9 protein-coding genes and 1 pseudogene are annotated in these 12,048 nt (G+C 75.1%); 4 read left to right on the top strand and 6 right to left on the bottom strand.

Going from position 1 to position 12,048, the window contains the following annotated elements; all coding sequences use genetic code 11:
- Window positions 1-16: 16 nt before the first annotated feature.
- Entirely contained in the window at window positions 17-937 is a 921-nt protein-coding gene (locus ABEA77_RS30695) for a phosphatase PAP2 family protein (protein WP_345654856.1), read from the bottom strand.
- A gap of 212 nt (window positions 938-1,149) precedes the next feature.
- Complete coding sequence (locus ABEA77_RS30690) at window positions 1,150-2,178, bottom strand: LacI family DNA-binding transcriptional regulator (RefSeq protein WP_345654853.1); 1,029 nt, start codon at window positions 2,176-2,178, stop codon at window positions 1,150-1,152.
- Between the two features lie 160 nt (window positions 2,179-2,338).
- Between ABEA77_RS30690 and ABEA77_RS30685 the strand changes: the two genes are divergently transcribed.
- A complete protein-coding gene (locus ABEA77_RS30685) occupies window positions 2,339-4,105 on the top strand; it encodes a glycoside hydrolase family 13 protein (protein WP_345654850.1) in 1,767 nt (588 codons plus the stop codon).
- A gap of 127 nt (window positions 4,106-4,232) precedes the next feature.
- Entirely contained in the window at window positions 4,233-4,922 is a 690-nt protein-coding gene (locus ABEA77_RS30680) for a DUF4230 domain-containing protein (protein ID WP_345654847.1), read from the top strand.
- A gap of 62 nt (window positions 4,923-4,984) precedes the next feature.
- Here the strand turns inward: ABEA77_RS30680 and ABEA77_RS30675 are convergent, their stop codons facing one another.
- On the bottom strand, window positions 4,985-5,692 hold the full coding sequence (locus ABEA77_RS30675; RefSeq protein WP_425588425.1) for a TetR/AcrR family transcriptional regulator: 708 nt from the start codon (window positions 5,690-5,692) through the stop codon (window positions 4,985-4,987).
- A gap of 61 nt (window positions 5,693-5,753) precedes the next feature.
- Between ABEA77_RS30675 and ABEA77_RS30670 the strand changes: the two genes are divergently transcribed.
- Window positions 5,754-6,068 (top strand): hypothetical protein, encoded by a 315-nt coding sequence (locus tag ABEA77_RS30670; protein ID WP_425588424.1) that lies wholly within the window; start codon window positions 5,754-5,756, stop codon window positions 6,066-6,068.
- A gap of 148 nt (window positions 6,069-6,216) precedes the next feature.
- Here ABEA77_RS30670 and ABEA77_RS30665 read toward each other — a convergent pair whose 3' ends face one another.
- From ABEA77_RS30665 to glnII, 3 genes and pseudogenes are all read right to left on the bottom strand, one after another.
- Window positions 6,217-8,235, bottom strand: a complete 2,019-nt coding sequence (locus ABEA77_RS30665; protein ID WP_345654842.1) for a hypothetical protein — start codon at window positions 8,233-8,235, stop codon at window positions 6,217-6,219.
- Window positions 8,236-8,312: 77 nt separating this feature from the next.
- Window positions 8,313-8,991, bottom strand: a pseudogene (locus ABEA77_RS30660) (response regulator); the annotation flags it as partial.
- Window positions 8,992-9,353: 362 nt separating this feature from the next.
- Complete coding sequence (glnII, locus tag ABEA77_RS30655) at window positions 9,354-10,373, bottom strand: glutamine synthetase (RefSeq protein WP_345654839.1); 1,020 nt, start codon at window positions 10,371-10,373, stop codon at window positions 9,354-9,356.
- A 317-nt stretch (window positions 10,374-10,690) separates the two neighbouring features.
- On the opposite strand from glnII, the gene ABEA77_RS30650 reads away from it, so the two are divergent.
- A complete protein-coding gene (locus tag ABEA77_RS30650; protein WP_345654837.1) occupies window positions 10,691-11,689 on the top strand; it encodes a Gfo/Idh/MocA family protein in 999 nt (332 codons plus the stop codon).
- Window positions 11,690-12,048: the final 359 nt, after the last annotated feature.

The following is a 12,048-nucleotide window of genomic DNA, read 5'->3' as shown; positions in this document are numbered from 1 at the left end:
GCCCGGTCCGCCGGGCTCAGGCCCGCAGGGGCTCGGCCGGCGGGCGCCGCGCCCCGGCCGCGAGCCGGGGCAGCCGGTAGGGCATCGTGCCGTACCACGCGTACGAGACGGCGTAGCCGAACGCGAGGCAGAGGACGCCGCCGATGGCGTCGAGCCAGAAGTGGTTGGCCGTGGAGACGATCACCAACAGGGTGAACACCGGATAGCACAGGCCCAGAATGCGCGCCCACGGCGCCTTGGCCAGCGCGAAGATGGTCAGCCCGCACCACAGCGACCAGCCGATGTGCATCGACGGCATGGCCGCGTACTGGTTGGACACCGACTTCAGGTCGCCGGAAGAGACCGAGCCCCAGGTGTGGTGCACCGCCACCGTGTCGATGAAGCCGCCGCTCAGCAGCCGGGGCGGCGCGAGCGGGTAGAGGTAGTAGCCGAGGAGCGCCACCACCGTCGTCGCCGCGAGCACCAGCCGGGCCGCCGCGTACCGCCCGGGGTGCGCGACGAACAGCCACACCAGCACGCCGACGGTGATGACGAAGTGCAGCGTCGCGTAGTAGTAGTTCATCGGGACGATCACCCAAGTCACCGAATTGACGGCGTGGTTGACCGACTGCTCCACCGCGATGCCGAGATGGTGCTCCGCGTGCCACACCCACCGCGCGTTGCGCAGGGCCTGCGCCCGCTGCTCCGGCACGGCGTTGCGGATCATGGAGTAGAGCCAGTAGCCCACGGCGATGAGCAGGATCTCGAACCAGACGCGCGGCTTGTGCGGCAGTCTCCGGCGATGCATCCAGCCCCGTGCGGTCGCGGAGGCGTCACCGGCCCGCACGGCCGACGCGCCTGTCGACGGCGGCGAGTCGGCCACCTCGGTCCCCTCGTCAGCGGCGGGTGACGGCGCGGCCGTGAGGCTGGTCCGCCTGTTCACGGTCGGTTCACCCATGACAACAGAGTTTGCCAGAAGGCCCGCACCGAACCGATCATCCTTCGGGTGGGTTCACCGCGCGTTTGCCACACCTTGGGCGGTAGATGACCAATTTCCGGGGCGAGTCCGCGCGACCACATGGTGAACACGCGTCCCCGAGGCGGTCTCACACCCCGGCCGTGCGGAGATCCCGGGGATTTCCGGGAGGTTCTGAGGAGGCTCGGCGGGCCTCACACCCCGCGCGCCCCGGGTGCCGCGGCCGTCGACCCGCGCACCACCAGCTCCGGCAGGAACACCAACTCGCCCCGCGCCGCCGGGGTGCCGGCGATCTCCTCGAGCAGCGTGCGCACCGCGGCCTGCCCCATCGCGGCCACCGGCTTGCGCACCGTCGTCAGCGGCGGATCCGTGAACGCCATCGGGGACGAGTCGTCGTACCCGACGACCGACACGTCGCGCGGCACGTCGAGTCCCCGCCGCCGTACGGCCCTGACCGCGCCGAGCGCCATCATGTCGCTCGCGCACACCAGCGCCGTGCAGCCGGCGTCCAGCAGCGCGGACGCGGCGGCCTCGCCGCCCTCCAGGGTGAACAGCGACTGCACGATCAGCTGTTCGGCCTCCCGCCGCGGCTGCCCGAGGAGTTCGCCGACCGCGTCGAGGAACGCGTCCGCCTTGCGCACCACGGGGACGAACCGCCGCGGCCCGACCGCGAGGCCCACCCGCCGGTGCCCGAGCGCGACGAGGTGCGTCACCGCGAGCCGGACCGCGGCCCGATCGTCGGGCGAGATGAACGGCGCGCTCACCCCCGGCGCGAACCCGTCCACCAGCACGAACGGCACGCCCTGGGCCCGCAGTCGCTCATAGCGGCCCAGGTCCGCCGTGGTGTCCGCGTGCTGCCCCGAGACGATGATCAGGCCGGCCACGCCCCGCTCGACCAGCATCGCGGTCAGCTCGTCCTCCGCCGCGCCCTCCTGCGCCTGCGTCGCGAGCACCGGCGTGCAGCCCTGCCGGGCCAGGGCGGCGCCCACCGCCTGCGCGAGCGCGGGGAAGACCGGGTTGTCCAGCTCGGGCATGACGAGCCCCACCAGGGCGCCACCGCGCCTGCGTTCGCGCACCGGGTGCGGGTAGCCGAGCGCGTCGAGCGCGGCGAGCACCGCCGTACGCGTACCCGCGGCCACCCCGGGGCGGCCGTTCAGCACCCGGCTCACGGTCGCCTCACTGACCCCCGCCCGCGCGGCGATCCCGGCCAGTCGTGCGGTCATGGCACCGGACTGTACGGGACCCGGACGGCGCCGCGGCACGGCGGTGGACGGCCGAAACTTTGCTGAAAGATTGCGCAATCCCCTTCCGGGCCCTGCCCGCACTGTTACGGTCCTGTCACAGAAGGCCACCCCTCCGGCGCCGAAGCAACCCAGGGACGACATGACCGAGCACCCCGCCGCCGCCTCTGCCACCGACGCCGCCGAGGCAGCCGGCCCCGCGCCTGCGTCCCCGCAGCCGCCCGCAGCCGGGACCCCGGCCCCGCGCCCCGCGCCCGACGCGGAGCGCGCCCCCGCCGCGGAGTGGTGGCGCGGCGCCGTGATCTACCAGGTCTATCCGCGCAGCTTCGCCGACGGGAACGGCGACGGCATGGGCGACCTCGCGGGCGCGCGCACCCGGCTGCCGCACCTCAGGGACCTCGGCGTGGACGCCGTCTGGTTCAGCCCGTTCTACGCCTCGCCGCAGGCGGACGCCGGGTACGACGTCGCCGACTACCGCGCGGTCGACCCGGTGTTCGGCACCCTCCACGACGCCGACGCGCTCATCCGCGAGGCGCACGCACTCGGCCTGCGCGTCATCGTGGACCTCGTGCCCAACCACTCCTCCGTCGAGCACGAGTGGTTCAGGCGGGCGCTCGCCGAAGGCCCGGGATCGCCGCTGCGCGAGCGCTACCACTTCAGGCCCGGCAAGGGGCCGAAGGGCGAACTGCCGCCCAACGACTGGGAGTCCGTCTTCGGCGGGCCCGCCTGGACCCGCACCACCGACCCGGACGGTACACCCGGCGACTGGTACCTCCACCTGTTCGCGCCCGAGCAGCCCGACTTCGACTGGGAGCACCCCGCCGTCGCCGAGGAGTTCCTCTCCGTCCTGCGGTTCTGGCTCGACCTCGGCGTCGACGGCTTCCGCGTCGACGTGGCCCACGGCCTGGTGAAGGCCCCGGGCCTGCCCGACATCGGCGACAGCGGCAAGCTGCGGCTGCTCTCCGGCGACGTCGTGCCCTTCTTCGACCAGGACGGGGTGCACGAGGTGTACAGGACCTGGCGCGCCCTCCTCGACTCGTACGCGGGCGAGCGGATCGCCGTCGCCGAGGCGTGGACGCCGACCGTCGAGCGCACCGCGGGCTACGTACGCCCCGACGAACTGCACCAGGCCTTCAACTTCCAGTACCTGGAGACGCCTTGGGACGGCGGCGCGCTGCGCGCCGTGGCGGAGCGCTCGCTGGCCGCGATGCGCACGGTCGGCGCGCCCACCACCTGGGTGCTCTCCAACCACGACGTGTCCCGGCACACCACCCGCTTCGCGGGCCCCGCGGACACGGGACTCCAGACCCGCGAGCCGGGGGACCGCGCGCTCGGCCTGCGCAGGGCCAGGGCCGCCACCCTGCTGATGCTGGCCCTGCCCGGCTCCGCCTACCTCTATCAGGGCGAGGAACTCGGCCTGCCCGACGTCACCGGCCTGCCCGACGAGGTGCGCCAGGACCCCTCGTACTTCCGCAGCGACGGCCAGGACGGGCTGCGCGACGGCTGCCGCGTCCCGATCCCCTGGACGCGCGAAGGGAGTTCGTACGGCTTCGGCACCGGCGGCAGCTGGCTGCCGCAGCCCGCCGACTGGGCCGGGCTGAGCGTCGAGGCGCAGACCGGCGACCCGGACTCGACGCTGGAGATGTACCGCGCCGCGCTCGCCGCCCGCCGGGCCCACCCCGGCCTCGGCGCGGGCGACGGCGTCGAGTGGCTCGACGCCCCCGAGGGCGTCGTGGCCTTCGCCAGGCCAGGCCTCGTGTGCGCGGCCAACACCGGCGCCGCGCCCGTGCCGTTCGCCGCGCCCGGCCATGTCCTGCTGGCCAGCGGACCGCTGGGCCCTGACGCCCCCGGCGGCGGGTTCCTCCTCCCGCCGGACACCACGGTCTGGTGGTCGACCGCCACGCCGTGACCCGGGCCACGGCCCCGGAGCGCCCCGCGGGGCCAACGGGGCGCCCACACACGGCTGTTGCGAAACGGAAGCCGAACCGGCACCGGAACAGCGGCGTGAAGGGCGCCCAGCGGGACATCTGACAGGTATGACGTCCACAGACGTGCACTCCGAAGACGACACGCACGACACGCGCAGCACGGGCCCGCGCACGCACCGCCTGCGCACCGCGTTCGTCGCGTTCGTCGCCGTACTCGCGCTGCTGTTCCTCGGCACCCGCATCCACCTCCTGCCGGGCCTCGGCGGGCTGTTCGGGGAGGAGAGCCACGACAGGACGGGCCCCACGCTGCTCCAGTCCATCCAGGACCTGCACCGCTACGAGGCAGCCGAGGGCAACTTCCAGGTCGTGGTCGACTTCCAGAAGGACGCCAAGTACCTGCCCGACGCGATCCGCGGCACCCGCACCCTCTACGTGGGCGCGGGCACCGTCGGCTCGTACGTCGACTTCAGCGGGATCGGGAAGGACGACGTGACCACCGACGCCGACCGCACGTCGGCGACGATCCGGCTGCCGCACGCGCGGCTCGGCAAGCCGGCGCTCGACCCGGACCGCTCCTACACCGTCGACAAGCAGCGCGGGCTGCTCGACCGGCTCGGCGACCTGTTCTCCGACAACCCGGACAGCGAGCAGGCCGTGACCAGGCTGGCCGCCCGGCACATCGCGGACGCGGCCAAGGACAGCGAGCTGACGCGGCGAGCGGAGACCAACACCACCGCCATGCTGGAGGGGCTGCTGCACTCGCTGGGCTTCACCAGCGTGCACGTCACGTACGCGTAGGCCGTCCGGCTCCGGCGTGCGGCGGAACTCCGGCCGTGCGCGGCCCCGTGCCCGGGAACCGGTCAGCCGCGGGCGCCGCCGAGGCGGGCGACGAGGTCCGCGAGCGGGCCGTCCTGCGGCTCGGCCGCGAGGACCCGGTCCAGCAGAGCGGCCATCTCCCCGTCGTGCGCCGCGCTGACGGCGGCCAGGGCCGCGAAGTCGTGCACGAGCTGGAGCTCCAGCTCGGCCCGCGGCACCGCGCGGTCCTCCAGCCAGGTCAGGGCCGTCGTCTCGGCCAGCGACACCCATGACCTGACGACGATCCGCAGGCGCGGCGGCGGTTCCTCCGCGACGCCGAGATGGCGCAGGACCTCGTCGTACGCCGCCCTGCGCACCCCGTCGACGACGCCGCGGCCCGCGGCGGCGTCGCCCGCCGGGGACGCGCCGCCGCGCATCAGTGCGGCGAAACCCGGGCCGTGCTCGTCCACGAAGTCGAAGAACCGCCCCGTGGCCCGCAGCAGCCGGGCGCCGAACGGACCGGTGAGAGGCTCCTCGAAGCGCCGCACGAGGTCGTCGGCCGCACGCCGCAGCGCGGCCTCGTAGAGGCTCTGCTTGCCGGGGAAGTAGTGGTAGACCAGCGGGCGGGAGATCCCGGCGGCGGTCGCTATGTCGTCCAGGGAGACGTCGTCCGGCGCGTGCCGGCCCAGGAGTTCGAGGGCCACACCGGTCAGCTGGCGCTTGCGCTCCTCGACGCCCATCCTGCGCCGCACCCGGGGCGGCGACGTCGTCAGCGTGGTCATATGACAAGCCTAACGGGCGGGCCGGGGTGGATGTCCGTTACGCTCCCGGTTCATGAGCTCATCAGACCACGAGGAGATGCCGTCGGCCGCCGACGAGGAGGTCGCCGCGGTGGGGCTGACGCCCCGTCAGGCGCGCATGATCCGGGTCACGATGGGGTGGGTCGTCCTCGCAGGCATGGCCGTCCTGCTCTGGATCCGCCTGGAACAGCGCCAGTCGGTACTGGTGATGGGGGTCTACGGCCTGGCCATGGTCCTGTGCGGCGTGGTGATCGAACTCAGTCGCCACGGCAGGACCCGGCTCGGCACCTACCTGCTCTGCGTCGTCCTGGTCGCCGCGCTCGGAGCGGACTGGCTGCTGCTGCCCTGAGCGGCCACCGCTCCGCCGTGCCCGGAGACGGGGCCGCCCCGGCCTCCGCCGGCACGACTGTTCCCGGGCCGCCCCCCGGCCTCCGCCGGCGCGACTGTTCCCGGGGCCGCCGCCCGCCCCGGCGGACGGCAGCCCCGCCGCGGGTGCCTCAGTGCACGGTGCCGACCGTGTCGCCGTCCTCCAGCGTCCCCTTCAGCCTGGCCTGGCTGCCTTCCTTGGCGGGCACGGCCATCAGCCTGCCGGGCACCGTGGCCTGCACGCCGCCCGACGCCGTCAGCGACGTGACCCGCTCGCTGCCCGCGCCCAGCAGATACCAGGACCCGGACGCCGACTTCCACAGCGCGCCCGCGACCGCGTCGGGCGACTTCGGGCCGCAGTCGGGCGAGCCGGTCGCGGTCGCGGTGATCGCGCCCGGGTTGCCGTTCTTCGCAGCGCCCGACGTGCCGGAGGAGCCCACGGGCGCCTGGAACTGCGCCAGGACCCGGCTGTCCGCGCCGCGCCACGTCTCGCCGCGCGTGCACACCCAGTCCGCGGTGCCCTCGCCCTCGGGCAGCGCCTGCTCCGCGTAGTGCCAGGAGTTGACCGACTTCACACCCTCGCCGCGCATCGTCGGCAGCAGGCACGCCGTACGCGCCCAGGAGGCCCGGTCCGACGCGGACGTCGCGTCCTCCGGACCGTCCGGCGACCCGGACGTCAGCCGCACCGGCGTGAGTTCGCCGAGGTCGGTCAGCAGCCGCCGGTGGCCGCCCGCGCCGCCGCCGTCCCGCACGCCCAGGGTGTCCCACGACGTGCAGGTGCTCGCCATGGCAGGGCTGCGCAGCGCGTCCGTCACGCCGTCCCCGTCGCGGTGCAGCGGCCGCGCGCCCGCGTCCGGCTCCAGCAGGTCCCGCACGGACGTCCCGGTCACCCAGGGGGCCGTCAGATAGCGGACGTTGCCGTCGGAGCGGTCCACCACGACCGCGTCGGACGAGCCGTCGCCCGCGTCGTCGACCCGCGCGAAGTCGACCGCAGCGGCCTGCGCGCCCTGAACGGTCTCCGCGTACCGCACCACCCGCAGGCCGTCGTAGAACAGCACCACCCTGGCCCGGTCCACCGTCCCCGCGTACAGCAGCTGCGGCGGCCCCATCGGCGGCCCGGACGGCGTGCCCGGCGTCGCGGACACCTGTACGCCCGTCCCCGGGCGCGCCCACACCGCGAGCGCCCTGCGCAGCAGTTCGGTGTCCTTGGCGAGCGGGCCGCGCGCCGGCCACACCGAGAAGTCCGTACGGGACGAGTCCCGCCACGCGGACGGCGCGACCCGCACCACCTTCGCCGGGTCGAGCGCCGCCTGCGCCGCCGCGTTCTGCGCGTACGCGGGGCCGGCGGGCCCGTTCGGCCCCCAGCCGTCCCCGGGGAGGCCGAGCAGCGCCCCGCACACCACGAGCGCGGCGACCGCGGCGAGCGCGGCCCTGCCATGCTGGCGGCGGCGCGCCAGATCGGTGGGGCGCGCCTGGAGCGCGCACGGGTCGAACGCGGGGGAGCGCAGCAGCGACACGTCGACGCCCTCGGCCGCGCGCGCGGCCGAGGCGACCGCGGTGGCCGGATCGTCGACCCCCGCGTCGTCGAGCACCCGCCGCACCTCCGTGTCGGGCAGCCGCTCCAGCACGCTCAGCACCAGCGCGGCGCGCGCCGCCGCCGACAGCTTGGCGAGCCGCTGCTCCACCGCGGGCTCGCCCGCGCCGCCCTGCCGGGGCGCGAGCCGCACGCCCCACACACGCGGCAGCAGGGGCGGCAGTTGCGCGCGCCGGGGGAGCGCGAAGCGCAGCAGCGGCAGCTCGGCGTCGAGCGCCTGCCGTACGACCCCGGCCCGCAGCGCCGCGTACCCCGGGTCCCGCACGGCGCCCTGGGCGCCGTCGCGCGGTCCCGGCAGCGCCGCCTGCGCGTCCTTGCCGCGGCCGCGCGGCAGCGAGCGCTGCACGATCGCGTGCGCGGTGAGCACCCTGCGCCCGCGGCCGAGGGACGGGGCGAGCACCAGGTACGCGAGGCGCACCAGGCGCGGGTAGTGCTCGACGAGAACGGCCTCGGCCCGGTCGGCACCGGCGGGGGAGAACGGATGCGCCGGTCCTTCGGGCCCCGCAGGGGACCCGGGACCGGCCGGAGGCGAGGAGACGGCATCGTGGGAACGCACGTGGGGCACAACGAGCCGGCAGTCGTACGGTCACTCCGCCCCCCCCGCCCGCGCTGCCGGCCCGGGCCGTGGGCCCTGCCGTCCTCGCGGTGGGCGAGCACCGTGAGGACGCGGCGGATGTCGTCGTCCGAGACCGGCAGGCAGGCCGGGCCCGCCGAAGACGTTCGAGGTGTGCTCCGTCACCGCCCGCTCGGGGACCACGAGTCGGGCGGTGGCGGCGGAGTCCGACCGGCCCCGCGCCGTCAGCCCCTTCACCTCGCGCCCGCGCGGCGTCAGCCCCCGATCGCCGCGTCCTCGGCGCGCCTGCTCAGCGGCTGCCGGATGCCTGCGGATCCATTGCCGCGCCGCCACCCGCGCCCCGCCGCGCCGCCGCCCGCGCCGCGCCGCGCCGCGCCGCGCCGCGCCGGCGAACCGGTCCGCGTCGAACCCCCGGTCCGTGAGCGGACATCCGACGCCGCCGGTGCCGTCCGCCGGCGACTCCCGCGGCTACAGATGCTCGACGTGCTGCGAGAGCACCAGCACCGGCAGCCCGGGGCGGGCCCGCCTGGCCGCGAGCGCGCACGGGAGGCCCTCGTCGGTGTACGGAGGCGGCAGCCGGACGTCGGCCACTGCGACGTCCGGCTCCCACCCGGCGAAGGGCCTCGCCAATCCGGGGGTGTTCCGCACCGCCGCGAGGATCTCGGAGCCGTACGCCTCCAGCATCCGCGCCAGGCCGTCCCGCGCCAGGCGGAGATCGTCGGCCAGGACAACGCGCACGGGATCTCCTGGGCCGCCGTCGTGGGACCGCCCGCGGGGCTGCTGACGGCCACGACGCCGTGGATGCACCGACCCCGTGGATGCACCGACCCCGTCGCATGCGCCGAGCCCGCGTTCGAGCCCAGCGAGGCCGACCCCCTCGCGGGGTCCGCGCCGCCCGTGCCGTGCACCACCCCGGCGCACCAGGGCGCACGCGTGTCCTGGCGCACGAGTGTGGGGGATGGCCGGTGCAGGCGGCCACCCCCCACGTACCCCGGGGCCCCCACGGCCCCCGCGGCTTACGCCGCGTCCAGGGGCGCCCCGCCGCACGGGCGGGGCGCGGTGCGGCGCCCGGGGCACGGCCCCGGGCGACCGCCTGACGGTCAGGCCTGTCCGGCCTTCTCCAGCGCGGTGCAGCAGGTGTCGACGATCAGCCGCGTCACCACGTACGGGTCGACGTTGGCGTTCGGACGGCGGTCCTCGATGTAGCCCTTGCCGTCCCGCTCCACCTGCCAGGGGATGCGGACCGAGGCGCCGCGGTCCGACACGCCGTAGCTGTACTCGTCCCACGGGGCGGTCTCGTGCAGCCCGGTCAGCCGCTCGTCGATGCCCGCGCCGTACTGCTTGACGTGGTCCATCGGCTTCGAACCCTCGCCGAGCGCCTCGCACGCCGTGATGATCGGCCCGTACGCCTCGCGCATGGCGCGGGTCGAGAAGTTGGTGTGCGCCCCCGCGCCGTTCCAGTCGCCCTTCACCGGCTTCGGGTCGAGGGTCGCCGACACTCCGAAGTCCTCCGCGGTGCGGTAGAGCAGCCAGCGCGCGACCCACAGGTGGTCCGCGGCCTCAAGCGGCGCCAGCGGGCCGACCTGGAACTCCCACTGCCCCGGCATGACCTCGGCGTTGATCCCGGAGACGCCGAGGCCCGCCCTCAGGCAGTTGTCGAGGTGCGCCTCCACGACGTCCCGGCCGAAGATCTCGTCCGCGCCCACCCCGCAGTAGTAGCCGCCCTGCGCGGCGGGGAAGCCGCCCTCGGGGAAGCCCAGCGGGCGCGAGCCCTTGAAGAACGTGTACTCCTGCTCGATGCCGAAGACCGGCTCCTGCCCGGCGAACCGCGCGGCCACCTCGGCGAGCTCGGCCCGGGTGTTGGACTCGTGCGGTGTCATGTCGATGTCGAGCACCTCGCACAGCACCAGCACGTCGGCGCCGCCCCTGATCGGGTCGGGGCAGGTGAAGACCGGCTTCAGCACGCGGTCCGAGGCGTGGCCCTCCGCCTGCCCGGTGCTCGACCCGTCGAAGCCCCAGACCGGCGGCTCCGCGCCGTCCTGCATGATCTTCGTCTTGGAGCGGAGCTTGGCCGTCGGCCGGGTGCCGTCGATCCAGATGTACTCGGCCTTGAACGCCACGGTCCTCATCCTTCGTTCTGCTGGGTACACGCGGGCGTGCGCCGCGGGTACGGCGGGCGCGCCGCGCGGCGGCTCTGCGGCCAAGGCTCGCAATGCGCGATTTCTCGGCCGTTGCCCGGTTGTGAACCGAGTGTTACCTGTCTGTCCCCCGGCTCCCGCGCGGCGGGGCCCGTACCGGGGCGCCACGGGCCCCGCCGGGGGCCGTGACCGCCCCACCGGGGGACCGCGGCCCCCTACCGCCAAGTAGCCATGGCCTTACCACGGGTACGCGGGTGCCGAGCGCCCACGGCCGCTGCGAACACGGCAGACTGAGCGGCATGAGTAAGCCACGCATCGGACTTTTCGGCACGGGGCCGTGGGCGCAGATGACCCACGGCCCGGCCCTCGCCGCCCATCCCGGCATAGAGCTGAGCGGTGTCTGGGGCCGCCGCCCGGACGCCGCGGGCTCCCTCGCCGACACGCTGGCCACGAGCGCGTACTCGGGCGACGACGGCGTCGACGCGCTGATCGCGGCGAGTGACGCCCTCGCCTTCGCCCTGCCGCCCGACATCCAGGCACCGCTCGCGGCGCGGGCCGCGGCGGCCGGCAAGCACCTCCTCCTCGACAAGCCGGTCGCCACGACCGTCGAGGGCGCCCGCGAGGTCGCGGACGCCGCCGTCCGCGCCGGCGTCTTCTCCGTCGTCTTCTTCACCGCGCGCTTCGAGCCGGCCACGGCCCGGTGGATCGACGAACAGGCCGCGGCCGGCGACTGGTTCACCGCCCACGCCCACTGGCTCGGCTCGCTCTACCCCGAAGACCCCGAGGGGCAGCAGAAACCCGATAACCCCGACAACCCCGACAACCCCGACAACACAGATAACCCCGATAACCCTGACAAAACTGACAACCCCTTCGCCGCCTCGCCGTGGCGGCGCGAGAAGGGCGGGCTGTGGGACGTCGGCCCGCACGCCCTCTCGGTCCTGCTGCCGCTCCTCGGCGACGTGGCGGACGTGACCGCCGTACGCACCGAACCCGACCTCACCCACCTGGTGCTGCGGCACGCCGCGGGCGCCGCGAGCTCCGTCGCGCTGAGCCTGAGCGCCCCCAAGGCGGGCTCGGGCAACGCCGTGGAGCTGAGGGGCCGGCACGGCGTCGCCCGCATGCCCGAGGGGCGGGGCGGCGCGCAGCAGTCCTTCGAGTCCGCGATCGACGCGCTGCTCGAAGCCGTGCGGACGGGGAGGCCGCACGACGTCGACGCACGGTTCGCCGCCCGCGTCACCGAGATCCTCGCCGAGGCCGAGCACGGCATCGCGGCGTCCGGCGCGAGCGGTGCGTGACGCTCCCCGCCCGGGGCCGGGCCCGTCCTCCGCGTCGCAGGGCGGAGGACGGGCCCGACCGCTGCGCGCGACCCGTACCGCCCCTCCACCCCTCCACGAACACCCGCTCCAGCAGCCCCAAAGCCCTTCTGGCCAGCGGGGATTGTCAGTGGGCTGCCGTAAAATGGGGGTAGTTCGCAGGAGCTGAACGACCGTGCGCCAGCCACCGCTTGGAGGTTCTTGATGGCCGCTGCCGCGATGCCGGAGACGACGAACGAGACCACCGACCGCAGCCACTTCGACCCGACCCGCGCCACCGCGCACCCGCGCCGCCGCCCGCGGGCCGCCGCGCGCCCCGCGTCGGCGCCGCCCCTGCAAGT

This window comes from Streptomyces tremellae, from assembly GCF_039540215.1.
Classification (GTDB): domain Bacteria; phylum Actinomycetota; class Actinomycetes; order Streptomycetales; family Streptomycetaceae; genus Streptomyces; species Streptomyces tremellae.
The sequence above is the reverse complement of the archived record's forward strand: the minus strand, read 5'-3'. Positions and strand labels throughout refer to the sequence as shown.